This is a genomic window from Halomonas sp. 1513 (genome assembly GCA_001971685.1).
Lineage (GTDB): Bacteria > Pseudomonadota > Gammaproteobacteria > Pseudomonadales > Halomonadaceae > Franzmannia.
Map to the genome: position 1 here is coordinate 3,655,212 of CP019326.1, position 17,733 is coordinate 3,672,944.

The 17,733-nt window shown below is 67.7% G+C and carries 17 protein-coding genes; 8 read left to right on the forward strand and 9 right to left on the reverse strand.

Annotation, left to right across the window (positions count from 1 at the left end; translation table 11 throughout):
* Window positions 1-2: 2 nt before the first annotated feature.
* The 8 genes from BWR19_16650 to BWR19_16685 all read right to left on the reverse strand — a co-directional run bounded on the left by BWR19_16650 (window position 3) and on the right by BWR19_16685 (window position 7,945).
* Entirely contained in the window at window positions 3-806 is an 804-nt protein-coding gene (locus BWR19_16650; GenBank protein APX94435.1) for a multidrug ABC transporter permease, read from the reverse strand.
* Entirely contained in the window at window positions 803-1,567 is a 765-nt protein-coding gene (locus BWR19_16655; protein ID APX94436.1) for an ABC transporter ATP-binding protein, read from the reverse strand. Before BWR19_16655 ends, BWR19_16650 begins: the two co-directional genes overlap by 4 nt.
* Window positions 1,564-2,568: a hypothetical protein gene (locus BWR19_16660; protein ID APX94437.1), complete on the reverse strand. Its 1,005-nt coding sequence runs from the start codon at window positions 2,566-2,568 to the stop codon at window positions 1,564-1,566. Before BWR19_16660 ends, BWR19_16655 begins: the two co-directional genes overlap by 4 nt.
* Window positions 2,556-3,785, reverse strand: a complete 1,230-nt coding sequence (locus tag BWR19_16665) for a branched-chain amino acid ABC transporter substrate-binding protein (GenBank protein ID APX94438.1) — start codon at window positions 3,783-3,785, stop codon at window positions 2,556-2,558. The genes BWR19_16660 and BWR19_16665 overlap by 13 nt, the downstream gene beginning before the upstream one ends.
* A 60-nt stretch (window positions 3,786-3,845) precedes the next feature.
* Window positions 3,846-4,496, reverse strand: a complete 651-nt coding sequence (locus BWR19_16670; protein ID APX94439.1) for a hypothetical protein — start codon at window positions 4,494-4,496, stop codon at window positions 3,846-3,848.
* Window positions 4,493-5,344, reverse strand: coding sequence for a hypothetical protein (locus tag BWR19_16675; GenBank protein ID APX94440.1), 852 nt, complete (start codon window positions 5,342-5,344; stop codon window positions 4,493-4,495). The genes BWR19_16670 and BWR19_16675 overlap by 4 nt, the downstream gene beginning before the upstream one ends.
* Window positions 5,345-5,409: 65 nt before the next feature.
* Window positions 5,410-5,985, reverse strand: coding sequence for a hypothetical protein (locus BWR19_16680; protein ID APX94441.1), 576 nt, complete (start codon window positions 5,983-5,985; stop codon window positions 5,410-5,412).
* A gap of 127 nt (window positions 5,986-6,112) precedes the next feature.
* Complete coding sequence (locus BWR19_16685; protein ID APX94442.1) at window positions 6,113-7,945, reverse strand: PQQ-dependent dehydrogenase, methanol/ethanol family; 1,833 nt, start codon at window positions 7,943-7,945, stop codon at window positions 6,113-6,115.
* A 387-nt stretch (window positions 7,946-8,332) separates the two neighbouring features.
* On the opposite strand from BWR19_16685, the gene BWR19_16690 reads away from it, so the two are divergent.
* From BWR19_16690 to BWR19_16725, 8 genes are all read left to right on the forward strand, one after another.
* Entirely contained in the window at window positions 8,333-8,404 is a 72-nt protein-coding gene (locus tag BWR19_16690) for a coenzyme PQQ precursor peptide PqqA (GenBank protein APX95080.1), read from the forward strand.
* A gap of 161 nt (window positions 8,405-8,565) precedes the next feature.
* Entirely contained in the window at window positions 8,566-9,495 is a 930-nt protein-coding gene (locus BWR19_16695; protein ID APX94443.1) for a pyrroloquinoline quinone biosynthesis protein PqqB, read from the forward strand.
* A 63-nt stretch (window positions 9,496-9,558) separates the two neighbouring features.
* Window positions 9,559-10,338: a pyrroloquinoline quinone biosynthesis protein C gene (locus tag BWR19_16700; protein ID APX94444.1), complete on the forward strand. Its 780-nt coding sequence runs from the start codon at window positions 9,559-9,561 to the stop codon at window positions 10,336-10,338.
* Window positions 10,335-10,622, forward strand: a complete 288-nt coding sequence (locus BWR19_16705) for a pyrroloquinoline quinone biosynthesis protein PqqD (protein APX94445.1) — start codon at window positions 10,335-10,337, stop codon at window positions 10,620-10,622. The genes BWR19_16700 and BWR19_16705 overlap by 4 nt, the downstream gene beginning before the upstream one ends.
* Window positions 10,615-11,766, forward strand: coding sequence for a pyrroloquinoline quinone biosynthesis protein PqqE (locus BWR19_16710; GenBank protein APX94446.1), 1,152 nt, complete (start codon window positions 10,615-10,617; stop codon window positions 11,764-11,766). Before BWR19_16705 ends, BWR19_16710 begins: the two co-directional genes overlap by 8 nt.
* Window positions 11,767-11,782: 16 nt before the next feature.
* The gene (locus tag BWR19_16715) at window positions 11,783-14,254 is read left to right on the forward strand and encodes a hypothetical protein (GenBank protein ID APX94447.1); all 2,472 of its coding nucleotides are present in this window, start codon (window positions 11,783-11,785) and stop codon (window positions 14,252-14,254) included.
* A gap of 193 nt (window positions 14,255-14,447) precedes the next feature.
* Complete coding sequence (locus BWR19_16720; protein ID APX94448.1) at window positions 14,448-15,557, forward strand: S-(hydroxymethyl)glutathione dehydrogenase/class III alcohol dehydrogenase; 1,110 nt, start codon at window positions 14,448-14,450, stop codon at window positions 15,555-15,557.
* 236 nt (window positions 15,558-15,793) lie between these two features.
* Window positions 15,794-16,348: an S-(hydroxymethyl)glutathione synthase gene (locus tag BWR19_16725; protein ID APX95081.1), complete on the forward strand. Its 555-nt coding sequence runs from the start codon at window positions 15,794-15,796 to the stop codon at window positions 16,346-16,348.
* A gap of 69 nt (window positions 16,349-16,417) precedes the next feature.
* Here BWR19_16725 and BWR19_16730 read toward each other — a convergent pair whose 3' ends face one another.
* Window positions 16,418-17,719, reverse strand: coding sequence for a peptidase M20 (locus tag BWR19_16730; GenBank protein ID APX94449.1), 1,302 nt, complete (start codon window positions 17,717-17,719; stop codon window positions 16,418-16,420).
* Between the last annotated feature and the right edge of the window lie 14 nt (window positions 17,720-17,733).

A 17,733-nucleotide genomic window follows, 5' to 3' on the forward strand; every position in this document is an offset into this window, starting at 1 on the left:
CGTTAGTCGCCGCCACCGCCCTTGCGCGCCATCATCCCGCGCGCCGGGTTGTAGCCGAGGATCGCCAGCGCCAGCAGTACCGCCGTGGTCACCGCCACGATCAGCACCGCCTCGAGATTGAGCTGCTCGTAGAGCGCGAAGCGGATCATTTCCACGGCGTAGGTGAAGGGATTGAGCGACGCGATCTGATAGACCAGATAGCTGCCCTCGCGGATCCGCCACAGCGGGTAGAGCGCCGAGGAGAGGAAAAACATCGGGAAGATCACGAAGTTCATCACCCCGGCGAAGTTCTCCAACTGCTTGACGAAGGTCGACAGCAGCATGCCCAGCGCACCGACCATGAAGCCGGTGACGATCAGCGCCGGCAGGATCCACACATAGCCCATCGGCGGCGCTTGGATGCCGTAGAACCAGGCGATGGTCAGAAACACATAGACCTGCACGATCGACACCATGGTGCCCGCCAGCAGCTTGCACAGCAGCAGGTACCAGCGCGGGAAGGGGCTGACCAGCAGCACCCGCATGCTGCCCATCTCGCGGTCGTAGACCATCGACAGCGAACTCTGCATGCCGTTGAACAGCTGAATCATCCCCACCAGGCCGGGGATGATATAGACCTCATACAGGATGTAGGTCTTGTAGGGGTCGGTCATCGCCACCCCCAGCGCCATGCGAAAGCCCGCGGCGAACACGAACAGCCAGATCAGCGGCCTCACCAGCGCCGCCACGAAGCGCGTGCGCTGGTGCAGGAAGCGCAGCAGTTCGCGCCCCACCACGCCGCGCAGGCAGTGCAGGTAGCGGTTCATGTGGCCACCTCGACGGGACCGCGGGTCAGGGTGTCGAAGGCCTCGCCGATGCTGGTGGCACCGCTGGCGGCGAGTACCTCGCTGACGCTGCCGCTGGCGCGCACCCGCCCGGCGTCGAGCACCACCACGCGATCCTCGGGGTAGACCTCGTCGATCAGGTGGGTGGCCCACAGCACCGCCACGCCCTCCTCCACGCACAGCCGGTGGACCCGTTCGACCAGGTCGCGGCGCGCGGCGATATCGAGCCCCACGGTGGGCTCGTCGAGCAGCAGCAGCCGCGGCCGGTGCAGCAGGCCGCGGGCGATCTCCACCCGGCGCCGCTGGCCACCGGAGAGCTGGCGCACCCGCGTCTTGAGCGCCTCGCCGAGCCCTACCCGGTCTAGCTGCTCTTCGGCACGGCGACGCGCCTCGCGCGGCCCCATGCCGTGCAGGGCAGCGTGGTAGGTGAGGTTCTGACGCACGCTGAGATCGAGATCCAGGGTCGGCTGCTGGAACACCACGCCCATCCGCGCGTGGGCCGCCACGGCGTCCCGCCGCAGCTCGTAGCCACCCACCCGAATGCTGCCCACGCGGCGGTCGTAGAGCCGCGTGATCAGCGAGAACAGGGTGGTCTTGCCGGCCCCGTTGGGGCCCAGCAAGACCGTGAACTGCCCCGCCTCGAGGCGCAGGCCTACCTCCTGCAACACCGGCTTGCCGCTGTAGCTGAAGCTCAGGCCTTCCACCTCGAGCGCGGGGACCTCTGTGCTCTCGCCCACCGTCATGGCTGGACGATCACCCCCCACGGGAAGCGCCCTACTGGGATCGACTGCAGCGCGGTGAGGTTCTCGACGTCGATCACCGTGACGTCGCCGCTGACGCCGTTGGTGGTGTAGAGCCGCGTCTCGTCCTCGTTGAGCGCCAGGTGCCAGACCCGCTGGCCGACCAGAATGTAGTCGAGCACCTCGTAGGTCTGCTGGTCGACTACCGCCACCCGGTTGGACGGCCCCAGCGCCACGAAGCCGTAGCGGCCGTCGGAGGTGAGCTGAATGCCCACCGCCTGCACCGTCTCCCGCGGCACCCCGGGCACGTCGAAGCGAATGGTGTGCTCGACGTCGAAGCTGTCGACCATGTCGATGATCGAGACCGTGGCGGCGATCTCCGCCGAGACCCAGGCCTCGCTACCGTCGTGGGTGAACTCGGCGTGGCGCGGACGCGCCCCCACCAGCCGGTGATGCACGGTCTCCATGAGCTCGGTATCGATGATATGCGCCATGTTGGAGGTCTCGGTGGTGGAGACCAGCCAGCGCCCGTCGGGACTGATGCCCAGCCCCTCCGGCTCGACCCCCACCGGAATCTCGGTGACCAGGGTGCGCCGCTCGTAGTCGAGTACCGAGACGATGTTGTCATCCTCGTTGGAGACGTAGATATAGGGCCGGTTGGGGTCGACGCGGATCACCTCCGGGTCCTCGCCGGAGGCCTGGCTGCGCACTACCTGCAGCGTCTCCAGATCGATCATGTCGATCGCCTCGTCGTCGCCCACGGCGACGAACAGCTCGCTGCCGTCGCTGCTGAAGGCCATCGAGCGCGGCCGGCGGCCGACGTCGATGGTCTCGATCACCTCGAGGCTCGCGCCGTCGATCACCGAGATGGTGTTGTCCTTCTCGTTGGAGACGAAGATGCGCTCGGCGCTGGCGGCCAGCGGGGTCAGGGCCAGGGCGCCCAGCGCCAGCCCGAGTAGCGTCGGCTTGAACATGGCAGCGGTCTCGCGGCTTAGAATTGGCATTGTGATTCCCCCTCGTCGGCACCCATGGCATCCAGCGGCGTGCGCGGATGCAGATAGCCCTCCTGGGGCGACACCGAGGCCACCATGCGCGGGCCGCTGATCAGGATCGGCTGGCGCAGCTGATGGTTCCAGGTGCGATAGCTGACCGGGAAGCCCAGGTAGCCGGCGAGCTCGAACTCGTCGCTGAGCATGTACTCGACCACGTCGCTGCGGTCCACCGAGCCGGTGCGGGCGGCGGCCTCGCCCAGCGAGCGCACCGCCAGCCAGGCACCGAAGTCCTGGGGCGTCATCCAGCGGTCGGCGATCCGCTCGAAGCGCCGCTGCAGCTGCACCGCCCCCCAGGATTCGTGGGAGCGATGCCAGGCGGTGGCCATCAGCCCCTGGGTGCCGGCCACCGGCCGCGGCAGCCAGGTCTGGTTGGGGAAGAACTCACCGAAGTAGTCGGTCTCGTCGGAAATCACCAGCACGTCGTGCTCGGCAAACTCCTGCAGGAACACCGGAATCTCGCGCTGGATATCGTGGAAGCCGCCCTCGGAGCGCCGCGCCATGGCCTCGTAGGGCCACATCTCCTCGCTGACCACCCGATGGCCGTAGCGCTCGGCGGACTCGCGCAGGGCCTCGGCGAACAGCCGATCCTGGTCGGTGTTGCCGTAGACCAGCCCCCAGCGATCCCACTGCTTGTAGCCGAGGAACTGCGACAGGGCATCGGCCAGCATGCGCCGGCTGGGGACGCTGTGGAACAGCTGGGCGTGGCACGCCTCGCCGCGCAGATGGTCATCGCGGGCCGCGGCGTTGAACACTACCCGCTCGCCGAGGGCCTGATGCTCGAGCACCGCGCTCAGATCATCGGCACTCAGCCCGCTGATGATCCAGTCGGCGCCCTGCTCGATCAGCTGCTCGAGGCCTGCAGCTACGTCACCGCCGGGCTCGACCATGGCTTCGACCAACACGAACTCCTGGCCGAGAAACTGGCCGGTGGCGTTGTTGTCGTTGACCGCCAGGCGCGCCCCCTGCAAGCCATCGTCGTCAATCACCGGGTCGAGCACCGAGAGTGGCTCGAGATCGTCGGGTCGCTCCATGCCCAGGTAGCCCAGAGTGATGGTGGCGACCTCTTCATCCTGCGCCAGCGCGGGACTCGCCAGCGCCACTCCAGTCGCCAGCGTGCCCGCCAGCAGCCAGCCCGTCAGCGGACGGACACCCACGTTACCAGCCCACATATGCACTCCCTAGCGGGGATCACCCGCGCCTATTATCGTTGTTTGCACGCCTTGGCGGCCTTACATCCCGGCATCGATGATGCGCACCATCTGGCCGAGCCGTTCCTCGAGCAGATATGGCTGCTCGCACAGCGCCGGCAGCGACTGCTGGCGCGTCTGAAAGGTGCGCTGCTCCCAGAACAGCGCCTTGGAAAGCTCCTCCTCCTGGTGTGGGTCCACCTGCTCCTCGCTACGCAGCGCCTCGAGTTCGTCGACCATCTCGGCGACCTTCTCGAGTCGCGCGACCTGGGCCCGGGAGGCACCGCGAATACGCTCGATGGTGCGGCTGCGTTCACGCTGGGTGAGTTCGAAGAGGCCCGAGAACAGCAGCGTCAGGCGCTCCTCGCGCTCGGCGGGGTCGTCGTCGGCGAGGCTGTCGACGAACTCGCGTACCCGCTGCATGGCGTCGTCGCTGCGGGTTTCGCGGGCCATCGCATAGCGCACTACGCGACCCACTTCCTCGTCGTCCCACCACGCCTCCTCGACCTCATCCAGCGACGGGCCGGTCCAGATGGTGCCCCAGGCCAGTTCCGGTACCAGCCGCTGCACGCAGGGCCAGTCGGGGGGCCCGGTGGCGGCACGCTGGGCCTCGGCGCTGGGCGGCGACGCCAGTGCCAGCAGCAGGCCAAGGGGCAGGCCGAGTATCAGGGCGGAAGTGCGGGAAGCAGTCATGATCTCTCCTCCGCGTCGAGCGTGGCCGGATCGATCAGCACGCCGCGCCGGTCGAGCAGCGGCACCTGGTACTCGACCAGGATGGCGTTGATCTGCGCCTGATGACGGTCGATGAAGTCGTTGATCCAGTCCTTCCACTGCGGCTCGCCGCGGCGGATACCCATGGTGATGCGGAAGTCCAGGCGCACGTCGCCGCCGTTCTCGTGCAGCGGCAGTACCTTGAGGGGGGGATCGTGACGCGCAGCGAAGTAGCCGGCCATCGGCCCCCAGATCACCGCGCCGTCCAGGGTGCCGTTGGCCACGTCATCGACCGCATCGCGCACCGGGGCGCGCTCGCGGGTATCGACCTGCAGCAGGTAGTTGCGCACCGTGGCGCCGCTGCGCCGCAGCGGCACGATGGGCGGCGTCTCGGCAATCACGCCGATATCGAGCCCTTTGAGTGCCGGATCGTCGAGACGGCTGATCTCGGCCTCGAAGTCCGCCGGCACCACCAGCGAATACACCGAGCGGTAGTATTCGTTGGTGTTCTGCAGGTGTTCGTAGCCCGCCACTACGCCGATCATCACGTCGCAGACGCGCAGCTCCAGGGTATTGCGCACGAAGCCCATGACCTGCGGCGCCCACACATAGCGCAGCGGCACGCCGAGGTCGTCGGCCATCAGCTCGGCGATACGGTTCTCGAAGCCCTCGCCGGCGCTATTGGTAAAGGGCAGGTTGTTACCGTCTGCACATACACGCAGCTGATCGCGCTCGTACAGCTCGGGCAGGTCGGCGTGGGCCGAACCGATGCCCTGGGTCAGCAGCCAGGCGACCGCCGTCAGACATGTCAGGGAACCGCATAACCTCATGACGCTCTCCGCTTGCCAAGGTGCTGGGTATTGCCTACGGATGGCGGGCCATGGGCCCGCCCGCGTCAAGAAGCCTCGTCCTCCAGCTCCTCTTCGGCCTCCAGGGTCTCGTCGCTGATCTCCTCCTCGAGACGTTCGATGACCTGCGGGCGCCCGCGGCCGATATCGCCGGCCGCGCGACCGCGCATGTAGCTGTAGATGTTCTCGAGATTGCCGAGCACGTAGGGGTCGTCGGCAAACGCCGGCATTACCTGACCCGGCTGCACTTCCCGGCCGCCGGCAATGGTGCGTGCGAACTCGGCGAAATCGCGCCGCTCCGAGGCGCGCACCAGGTTGGGGGCAAACGAAGAGCCCAGCCCGTCGGGCCCGTGGCAGGCCTGGCAGGAGCGGGTATAGGCGATATAGCCGTCGTAGGTATCGGGGTCGACCTTGCCGTCCTCGACCAGATATTCTCCGGCGGCGCTGGTATCGACCGCGTCACCGTTCTCATCGTCGTTACTGCTGCTGGCCAGAACCAGCGCAGACATGCTCAAACCGGCCGCCATCAGGGCGGCGACCAGTGCGGTAGTGGCAAAGCGGGACGTCTGGCGTGACGTGAAGACTCTAATCATGTGCGTGCCCTTATCGTCGAGCGCTGCCACGAGACTCGCGGCAGGGATCGCGGTGTCGCCGGGCCATGCCCGGCGCCGTTTGTCATTGTGTTGCTATCAGGGACTTGCCGCGCCTTGCAGGCGCCATGACGTCGCAGCGTCATGGCGCCCGGCCGACTCAGGAGTCCGGCAGTTCGAACACGGTCAGCACGCCGCCCAGTTCGGTATAGTCCGACAGGGCAGAGAACACGCCAACCGCACCCAGACCTTCCTCGGGATCCTCGAGACCCGCCGCCAGGCCAATACCGGCCCAGCCACCAACCCCGGAGAGCACGGCGATATACTGCTTGCCCTCATGGCGGAAGGTGTTGACGTTGCCGATGATTCCGGACGGGGTCTTGAAGCGCCACAGCTCCTCACCGTTCTCGATATCCACTGCCTTCACGTAGCCCTCGAGGGTACCGTAGAAGGCCAGGTCACCGGCGGTGGTCAGCGCGCCGCTCCACACCGCGAAGCGCTCGTCGACTTCCCATACCACTTCCCCGGCGACCGGGTCCCAGGCAATGAAGCTGCCCATGCGACCTTCCATGCCGCCGTTCTCCACCGGCGCCGGCATCATGGTCAGGGTCGCGCCCACATAGGGCTGGCCCGCCACGTAGTCGGTCTCGAAGGGCTCATAGTTCATGCAGATGCGGTTGATACCCGCATACATCAGCCCGGTCTCCGGCGAGAACGAACTCGGCTGCATGTTCTTGGCACCCATCGCAGTGGGGCAGATATCGGTGGTATTGACGTCCACGCCCTGGGTGAAGGGACTGAACTCTGCGTCGACGACCGGACGCCCGGTCTCCATGTCGTAGTGGGTGGCCCAGTTGGTCTCCGGGGCGAATTTCTCGACGGTGATCAGCTCACCGTTCTCGCGATCCATCAGGAAGCCGAAGCCGGTACGGTCGAGGATCGCCAGGCCCTTGCGCTGCTCGCCGTCGACCTCGACGTCGATCAGCAGGTTCTCGTTGACGCCGTCATAGTCCCACTCGTCGAACGGCACCTTCTGATAGACCCACTTGGTCTCGCCGGTGTTGGGATCGCGGGCGAATACCGTGATGCCCCACTTGTTATCCGCCGGCTCACCGTCGATGGCGCGCTGATCGGGGTTCCAGGTGCCCGGGTTACCGGTGCCGTAGTAGATCAGGTCGAGCTCGGGGTCGTAGGTCACCCAGCCCCAGGGCGCGCCGCCGCCGCGTTCCCACTCGCCGTCGGGCCAGGTGGTCACGCCGAGGTCGGCCTCGCCGATCGGCTCGCCCATCATCAGGGTGGTCTCGGGATCGATCAGCACCTCGGAGTCGGGACCCTGGGAGTAGCCGCGCCAGGCCATCTCGCCGGTCTCGATGTCGTAGGCGGTGAGGTGGCCGCGGATGCCGTACTCGCCGCCGCTGACCCCGACGATGACCTTGTCATGCACCACCAGCGGCGACATGGTCATGGTCTCGCCCTGGGTGTGGTCGCCGTTGCTGACCTCCCACAGCACCTCGCCGTCTTCGGCGTTGAGTGCCACCACGGTGTTGTCGGCCTGGTTGAGGAAGATCTTGCCGTCGGCGTAGGCCACGCCGCGGTTGACGGTATCGCAGCACATCACCGGAATGACGCGGGAGTCCTGATCCGGCTCGTAGGACCAGATCACCCGGCCGTCCTCTTCCAGGTCGAGGGCGAATACCTTGTTAGGGAAGGGAGTATGAATGTAGAGCCGCCCGTCGCCGACGTACAGCGGCCCGCCTTCATGGCCGCGCAGCACGCCGGTGGAGAACTGCCAGGCAGGACGCAGGTTGCTGACGTTGTCGCGGTTGATATCACTTAGCTTGCTGTAGCGGTGGCCTTGGTAGTTACCGAGCTGGGTGGCCCAGAGGTCATCATTTTCGAGTAGTTCCATCAGGCTGTCGTTGGCGTGGGTAGTCGCCGCTGTGACAGCCAGAAGCCCCGCAGCTGCGAGTGCGCAGCTCATCTTGAGATGCATGGCGTTGTCTCCTAGCACTGAAGGTGCATCCCCTCGCCCGGGAGTGGGCCACGGATGCATCTTTCATTGTTATGGTTTTCCTAACAGCACACTGAAGGTCTAGCACAAGAACTCGCCTTGCACCGGTGCTGACGGGTGGGTTTTCACCACACAAAATGGTCAAAAGACTTTTGCTGTGGCGGCATAATCGACGCAAAGCGTCCCGTCTCACCGAAAAAACATCGTAATGCATTGCTTTATAAGCGATACCGGGATAGCACACCACGTCTAACACCCGTCAGCGGAGGCCGCGATCGCCGCATGCGACTTAGGTAGCAAGGCGCGGAACCCACGACATGCTTTACTGGTCATTGGAAGTACCCATCCATCGCCAACAGGAGTGTTCCTATGTGGACCAAGCCGACCTATCAAGATCTGCGCCTAGGCTTCGAAGTCACGCTCTACATCGCCAATCGCTGATCAACACCTACTGGTAAGACGCCCCGACATTCGGGGCGTCTTGCTTTTGAGCGGTTGCCAACGCATTGACGAGAGCGTTCTTTAATATCCTTCGCCGGTGGTTCATATTACGTTCATATACAAACCGGGCCGAGGGCCAGGCGATACGTACAGGAGATGGCATGCAGATACTGGTACTCGGGGCGGCGGCGGGCGGTGGCTTCCCGCAGTGGAACTGCAACTGCCGGATGTGCCACGGCGTGCGCGACGGCAGCATCGTGGCCACGCCGCGCACCCAGTCATCGATCGCCATCAGCAGCGACGGCGAGCACTGGCTGCTGTGTAACGCCTCGCCGGATATCCGCGCCCAGCTGGCCGCCAACCCCGAGCTGCACCCCAAGCGCATCCCCCGCGACAGCGGCATCTCCGGGGTGGTGCTGATGGATGCCCAGATCGATCACGCCACCGGTCTGCTGTCGCTGCGCGAGGGCTGCCCCTTCGAGGTGTGGTGCACCCCCAATGTCCACCAGGACCTGAGCACCGGCTTTCCGCTGTTCCGCATGCTCGAGCACTGGCAGGGTGGACTCGAGTGGCAGCGCATCGGCATCGACGACGGCCACTGGGAGGCCGAGTTCAAGGTGCCGGCCTGCCCGGGGCTGACCTTTACCGCCGTGGCCTTGACCAGCAATGCCCCGCCCTACTCGCCGCGCCGCGGTGCGCCGACGCCGGGCGACAATATCGGCCTGATGGTCGAGGACGCCAGTCGCGGCACGCGGCTGTTCTATGCGCCGGGCCTGGGCGAACTCGACGAGCGCACCCGCGGCTACCTGCAGCAGGCCGACTGCATCATGGTCGACGGCACCCTGTGGCAGGACGACGAGCTGATCGAGGCCGGCGTGGGTCGAGCCACCGGCCGCGACATGGGCCATCTGGCGCTGTCCGGCGAGCACGGCCTGCTTAGCGAGCTCGAGGCCCTGCCCGATTCCACCCGCCGCGTGCTGATACATATCAACAACACCAACCCGATTCTCGACGAGCGCTCCGAGCAGCGCGCAACGCTGACCGCGCGGGGGATCGAGGTGGCCTACGACGGCATGCGCCTGGAGGTGTGAACCCTCAGCCTCAATGCCGCGTCACAGATAACAATATCGCTGTTGTCAGTAGGGAGCTCTCATATGACCGCCATCGCATCGCCGCTCTCCCCCTCCGCGGGAGAGGCCCTGAGCCCCGACGCCTTTCGCCAGGCGCTGCTGGCCAAGGGCGACTACTACCATATCCATCACCCCTATCAGGTCGATATGGCGGCGGGACGCGCCACGCCGGAGCAGCTGCGCGGCTGGGTCGCCAATCGCTTCTACTACCAGATCAATATCCCCCAGAAGGACGCCGCGCTGCTGGCCAACTGCCCGGATGCCGCAACCCGGCGGCGCTGGATACAGCGGCTGCTCGATCACGACGGCCACGACGATGACGGCGGCGGCATCGAGGCCTGGCTGACCCTCGGCGAAGCCGTGGGCCTGAGCCGCGACGAGCTGTGGTCCCAGGAGCACGTACTGCCCGGGGTGCGCTTCGCGGTGGACGCCTACGTCAACTTCGTGCGCCGCGCCGACTGGCGCGAGGCGGCGATCTCATCGCTCACCGAACTGTTCGCGCCAGAGGCCCACAAGAGCCGCCTGGATACCTGGCCGACCCACTATCCGTGGATCGACGAGGCCGGCTACGGCTATTTCCGCAAGCGTCTCAAGGAGGCACGCCGCGACGTCGACCATGGCCTGGAGGTGGCCCTCGCCGTCTGCACCACCCGCGCCGCCCAGGAGCGTGCGCTGGAGATCCTGCAGTTCAAGCTCGACGTGCTGTGGAGCATGCTCGACGCCATGACCCTGGCCTACCAGCTCGAGCGGCCGCCCTACCACAGCGTCACCGACCAGCGCGTCTATCACCGGGGGCTGTCATGAGCCAGACCGTTATCGACACACACGTCTATCGCTTGCGTCCCGGCTGGCGACTACAGTGGGAAGAGGCCCAGCAGCGCCACGTGCTGCTCTACCCCGAAGGCATGGTCAAACTCAACGACAGCGCCGGGGCGATTCTCGGCCAGCTCGACGGCCAGCGCGACGTCGCCACGTTGGTCGAGCGGCTGCAGGCGCAGTTCCCCGAGGCCCCCGACGGCGCCATCGCCGAGGACGTGCACGCCTTCCTCGTCGACGCCCAACAACAGGGCTGGATCCAGCATGACTGATCACACCGATACCGCCACCGCCAACGGTGAAACCGGCGCGCCGCTGTGGCTGCTCGCAGAACTCACCTACCGCTGCCCGCTGCAGTGCTCCTACTGCTCGAATCCCCTCGACTTCGCCGCGGTCAAGCAGGAGCTGACCACCGCGGAGTGGATCGACGTGCTGACCCAGGCCCGCGCCATGGGCGCGGTGCAGCTGGGCTTCTCCGGCGGCGAGCCGCTGGTACGCAAGGACCTCGAGACGCTGGTCGCCGAGGCGCGCCGGCTGGGCTTCTATACCAATCTGATCACCTCGGCGCTGGGCCTCGACGAGGCGCGTATTCACGCCCTGCGCGATGCCGGCCTCGATCATATCCAGATCAGCCTGCAGGCCTCCGACCCCGACGTCGCCGCCGCGGTGGCCGGCTCGGCCAAGGCCCATGCCAAGAAGCTGGCCATGGCGCGGGCGGTCAAGGACGCAGGCTATCCGATGGTGCTCAACGTGGTGCTGCATCGTCACAACATCGACCAGCTCGATACCATCATCGCCCTATGCGACGACCTCGGCGCCGACGCCGTGGAGCTGGCCAACTGCCAGCTCTACGGCTGGGCGCACCTCAACCGTGCCGGGCTGCTGCCCAGCCAGGCCCAGCTCGAAGCCGCCGAGGCCACCACCCAGCGCTGGCGCCAGCGCCTCGCCGAGCGCGGCCGCGACATGCGCCTGCTGTTCGTGGTGCCCGACTACTACGCCGACCGGCCCAAGGCGTGCATGGGCGGCTGGGGCTCGATCTTCATGACCGTGGCGCCGGACGGCGCGGTGCTGCCCTGCCACAGCGCGCGGATGCTGCCGATGGACTTCCCCAATGCCCGCGAGCGCCCACTGCAGGAGATCTGGTACGACAGTGCCGCCTTCAACCGCTACCGCGGCGACGACTGGATGCAGGAGCCCTGCCGCAGCTGCGACGAGCGCCACAAGGACGTCGGCGGCTGCCGCTGCCAGGCGTATATGCTGACCGGCGATCCGGCGGCCACCGACCCGGTCTGCGACCTGTCGCCGGACCACCACCTGATCGAAGCGGCGCGCCGCGAGGCCGCCGACGACGGCCGCTCGGCGCAAGCGCTGACGCTGCGCAACGCCCGCGAATCGCAGGTCTTCTGTCGCGCCTAGGCGAGGACGCATCGGCATGCCGCCAAACGACAGCGACCTGGGCCGGGGCCTGCCAGCGGCTAGCCTCTGCGCGGCGCGGCGCAGCCCCAGCGGGCTATGGCTGGTCGCGGCCGAGGTGCCCGGCGCCCATCTGACCCGGCTGGCCGGCGCCGTCGATCTCGGCTACCTCGACGAGCCCGCTGCGCGCCCGGGGCTCGCCCACCTGCTCGAACACGCCCTGTTCCTCGGCGGCCGTCGCTGGCCCGAGAGCGATGCCCTGAGCCGCTGGGTCGGCGAGCAGGGCGGGCGCTACAACGCCTATACCGGCGACACCGCCACCGACGTTCACCTGCAGCTGCCACCCGCGGCGGCCGAAGCGGGTCTCGAGCGGCTCTGCGAGCTGCTGGCCAGGCCCTGCTTCGATCCGGCGCTGGTCGAGCGCGAAGTGGCGGTGCTCGACGCCGAGTTCCGCGCCCGGCTTGCCGACCCCGATCTGCACCGGCTCGCCGCTCTCGGCCAGCTGTGTCATGCGGGGCATGCTGCGCAGGTCTGCCACGCCGGCCACGCTGCTAGCCTGGCCGGCAGCGGCGAGGCGCTGGCCGCCGAACTGCGCGCGCTGCACCGCCACTACCGCCCTTCGCGCATGGCGCTGGCGATGCTCGGGCCGCAGCCACTCGAGGAGCAGCTCGCGCTGCTTTCACGCCACGCCGCCGCACTGGTATCCGACGAGAGGCCGGCTGAACCAGCGCCCTCGCGCACCTGGCGCTGGGCCGAGCCCGGCGGCGTGGCCTGGCAGTTACCCTACACAGCGGCCGACTCAGCCCACGACGCCAGCCACTGCGTGGAGCTGCTGTGGCCGCTGCCCGCCGATCTGGCCAACGCCTACCGACCCTATCTCGACGGTGTGGCGGCACGCCTCGCCGACGGCGCCCTGGCCGCGACCCTTGGCCAGGCAGCAACGCTAAGCGATATGCAGGCCACCAGCGAGCCGGCCGGCAGCGGCTCGGGACTCTCGCTGCGTCTTGATTTCGCGTCTCCCCCTCCGCCCCTGAGCGAACTGCTGGCCTGCCTCAACCCGGCCCTGGGCGAGGCCCTGCAGGATCCGCTGACACCTCCCATTGGCCTTGCCGGTAACAGCACCGCAGCCCTCGACCAGTGGCCGCGACGCCAGGCCCGAAGCCTCGCCGGGCAGGCCGCCAAGCCACCGGCCTCAGCGTCCAGCAACGGCCAGGCAGCCCTGGCCGCCTGGTTGGCAGCGGATCAGTGTAGGCTGCTCTGGCAGCAGCCGGCCGCAGCACGGCAAGCGTCCGACTGGCGCCTTCTCGACGAGACCGCTACGCGGGTGCAACGCATCGCGCTACCGGCGGCTAGTCCGCCGCATGCCCCAGCGCCGTGCCCGGCACCGCGACTCGACACGCCCTCGACGGGCGCCCCTGCGACCTCGGATAAGCGTCGACGCTGGCTCGGGCGGCCGCCCTGGCCCGCGGCCGAGCAAGAGGCCGAATCCGTCAGCCACTGCGCCCTGGGCTGGCCGGCGCCAGACAGCGCTGGCGCCCGGCTATACCACTGGCGCCAGCGCTGCCTGGCGCTGCGTCAAGCGGCGCAGGCTCAGGGCGCCGGACTGCTGCTCGGCGGCGACCGCCTGGGCGACTGGCTGATCGCCAGCGGTACGCCGGCCCAGGTGCGCGCCCTCGCCGAGCAGGCTCTGGCGGCCTGGCCGGCTGACGGGCATGCCCACCCCGCCGCCTCACCCGCCGTCGGACTGGTCGCCCAGCGCCTGCTCGGCCGACTGGAGAGCGCGCCGCCACCGGTCACTACCGAAGCCTCCCCCGCCCCTTTGTGCTGGGCCAGTGATGCCGCCAGCGCCGCCAGCCTGCTGGCGAGGTGTCCGGCAGTGCCGGACACGCCAGCGCCGCCCGTGAATTCAACCGACACCGTCTGGCTCGCTCCCCAGGCCGCGGACCACGCGGTGATGCTCGAGGTGATGGGCGCGGACGCCAGCCCGCGCAGCCGCTGGCTGCTGCGCCTGCTCGGCCAGTGCCACGATGCGGCCTTCCAGCAGGCGCTGCGCCAGCGCCAGGGCCTCGGCTACGCCGCCGCGGTGCGCTACCGCGAGGCGGCGGGCTGGCCGCGACTCGGCTATGTGGTGCAGTCGCCGCATGCCGATGTCGATACCCTGCGCCAGGCCATCGAGGCCTTTATCGCCTCCGAGGCGGTGCCGCTCGCGCACCTTCCACCTGCGGCACTGGACGCCCAGCGCCGCGGGCTGCTGGCCCGCCACGGCCCACCGGAGACCTATCCGGCGGCCCTCGCGCGGGTCTGGCAGGCGCTGCGCCAGGCACCGCGCCCGGCCGGCGAGTCGGCTCTGCCAGGGCACTTGGCCAGCCCCTGGCAGCAAGACACGCAAAGCCTCGCCGGCTTGACGCCCACGGCGCTGCTCGGTGCCGCCGAAGCCCTGTGTGCCGGTGCGCTGCCGCGGCGCTGGTGGTGTCACTGCCCGGCTGACTGATCCCGACCAGCACTGCTGACCCACCGCCACTGTTGCCGCTCAGCAATATTGTCCATCGGCAACGCAGTTATGCCACTGCCGCACAATCCCCCCTCCGAAGCTCACCTAGACTGTGATCAGCGCTCACTGCTGCATCAGCCACTTTATCTGGGCCGCTCATCACCCCTTGCATAACAACAACAGGAGTCTGCCAATGAAGTCACGCGCCGCAGTCGCACTTGAAGCCGGCAAGCCGCTGGAGGTCACCGAGGTCGACGTCGAAGGACCCAAGGCCGGCGAAGTGCTGGTGCGCATCAAGGCCACCAGCGTCTGCCACACCGACGCCTACACCCTGTCCGGCGCCGACCCCGAGGGCAACTTCCCGGCGGTGCTCGGCCACGAGGGTGCCGGCGTCGTCGAGGAGGTCGGCGAAGGCGTCACCTCGCTGGCCGTCGGCGACCACGTCATTCCGCTCTATACCGCCGAGTGCGGCAAGTGCAAGTTCTGCCTCTCGGGCAAGACCAACCTGTGCGGCAGCGTGCGCGCCACCCAGGGCAAGGGGCTGATGCCCGACGGCACCAGCCGCTTCTCGCTGGACGGCAAGATGCTGCACCACTACATGGGCTGCTCGACCTTCTCGGAGTACACCGTGCTGCCCGAGGTGTCGCTGGCCAAGGTCTCCAAGCAGGCGCCGCTGGACAAGATCTGCCTGCTCGGCTGCGGCGTGACCACCGGCATCGGCGCGGTGCTCAACACCGCCAAGGTCGAGCCGGGCGCCACCGTCGCGGTGTTCGGCCTGGGCGCCATCGGCCTGGCGGTGATCCAGGGCGCGCAGATGGCCAAGGCCAGCCGCATCATCGCCATCGACGTCAATCCCGACAAGTTCACGCTGGCCGAGCAGTTCGGCGCCACCGAGTTCGTCAATCCCAAGGACTACTCGGACCCGATCCAGCAGGTGATCGTCGACCTCACCGACGGCGGCGTCGACTACTCCTTCGAGTGCATCGGCAACGTCAACGTGATGCGCTCGGCGCTGGAGTGCTGCCACAAGGGCTGGGGCGAATCGATCATCATCGGCGTGGCGGGGGCCGGCGAGGAGATCGCCACGCGGCCGTTCCAGCTGGTTACCGGGCGGGTCTGGAAGGGCTCGGCGTTCGGCGGGGTCAAGGGTCGCACGGAGCTGCCGGGCTACGTGGATCGCTACATGAACGGCGAGCTGAAGATCGACGAGTTCGTCACCCACGACATGCCGTTCGAGCAGATCAACGAGGCCTTCGAGCTGCTGCATGCCGGCAAGAGCATTCGTACTGTTTTGCACTTTTAAGACGCGCCTGAATAAGGGCCACGAGGTACCAACAACAAGACCACAAGAGGTGAACTGCCATGCTGACACGAATGAGCCTGAACCCGGAGCGCAAGCCTATGAGCCTGATGGATACCCTGAAACGCTGGTTCGGCGGCCAGAGCGCCACGCCCGCCGCCAGCAGCCATCGCCCTGAGGCCAAGGCTGCGCCCAGCGCCGCGGCGGCGACCCAGGCCCCACCTACCAGCAATACCAAGATCCATCCAGCGGTAGACGGCGGGGTAAAGGCCGGCAGCGATGCCTTTAATGGCGGCACCCTGCACTGCCGCTGCGACAGCAACAAGGTCGAGGTGACGGTCAAGGCGCAGTGCGCCCACAACCACGTGTGCGGCTGCACCAAGTGCTGGAAGCCCAACGGCGCGACCTTTTCGATGGTCGCGGTGGTGCCCCGCGACAGCCTCAGCGTCACCGCCAACGAGGACAAGCTCGAGGTGGTCGATGCCACGGCGGCGATCCAGCGCCACGCCTGCAAGGGCTGCGGCGTGCACATGTACGGGCGCATCGAGAACACCGACCACCCCTTCCACGGCCTGGACTTCATCCACACCGAGCTCTCCAACGACAGCGGCTGGGCCGGCCCGGAGTTCGCCGCCTTCGTCTCCTCGATCATCGAGGGGGGCACCCACCCGGACACCATGGACGACGTGCGCGGCCGCCTCAAGCAGCTGGGCCTCGAGCCCTACGACTGCCTGTCGCCGCCATTGATGGACGCCATCGCCACGCACACCGCCAAGGCCAAGGGCGTGCTCTGACACTGCCTGGCAACAACGCCAACGGGCCACCTCGAGGGTGGCCCGTTGGCGTTTCTGGCCGTGTGACGCTTAGCCCAGGTAGGCCAGCGCCCCCGCTGCCATGGCCTCGATGCCAGTGCGCAGGGTCACGTCGTTGCCGGGAAAATAGTACGGCGAATGCGGCATCTCCAGATGACGCATCTTCCCCGATACGCTCTTACCCGGCGTCGCTTCCCAGCGCTCCGCCGGCGTGGCGCCGATAAACCAGTAGACGTAGGGGATATCCTCGCCGCCGAAGCCGCCGGCAGCGGCGTTGCCGAACAGCGGGAAGTCCTCACTGCCGTTGAGCCGCGGCATGTCATAGAGGCTGGCTGTACCAAAGTGCTCGGCGTGTGCCCGGCGCACATGCTCAACCGCAGTGGGGTCGTTGTGCAGGGCGATGGTCTGGTTGAGCACCCGGATGTCGGGCGGCGTCAGTGAGCGGCCCGCCTCGCACTCGGCGCGCACGATGCGCTCGATGGACGCCACCACCTGGCGGTGCAGGGCATCGTCGAAGCTACGCACGTTGATCTCGAGCTCGGCCGAATGCGGGATGATGTTGGCCTGAGTACCGGCGTGCAGCTTGCCAACGGTGACCACCACGGTCTCCTCCGGCGGCACCTCGCGGGAGACGATGCTCTGCAGGCGGGTCACCACGTGGGCGGCGATCACCACCGGGTCCACCGTCTGGGCGGGCATCGAGCCGTGGCCGCCGGCACCGTGAATCGTCACCGCCAGGTTGCTGCAGGCGGCCATGGTGCCGCCGGGTCTATGCCCCACGCTGCCCGCCAGGGCCGGCATATTGTGCTGGCCGAGGATCACGTCCGGCCGCGGGAAGCGTGCGTAGAGGCCATCGTCGAGCATCGCCTGGGCACCGCCGAAGATCTCCTCGGCGGGCTGGCAGATCAGCATCAGGGTGCCTTGCCAGTGCTCGCGCAGCGCGGCCATCACGCTGGCGGCACCGACCACACAGCTGCTGTGCAGGTCATGGCCGCAGGCGTGCATCAGCGGTACCTCATTGCCATCCTCGGCGACGCCGATCTCGCGGCTGGCGAAGTCGAGACCAGTGGCTTCCTTGATCGGCAGGGCGTCCATGTCGCCGCGCAGCATCACCGTGGGCCCCTCGCCGTTGCGCAGCAGGGCCACCACGCCGGTGCCGCCCACGCCGCGGGTCACCGCGTAACCGAGCCCCTCCAGGGCCTCGGCGAGTCGCGCGCTGGTGTTGTGCTCCTGGAAGGGCAGCTCGGGGGTCTGATGCAGCTGGCGGTAGAGCGACTGGATATCGCTGAATGCCGCCTCTACCTGGGCGCTGATGGCGTCCTTGAAATCGAATCGCTCGGTCTGGGTGGTCATGCTGATCTCCAGCT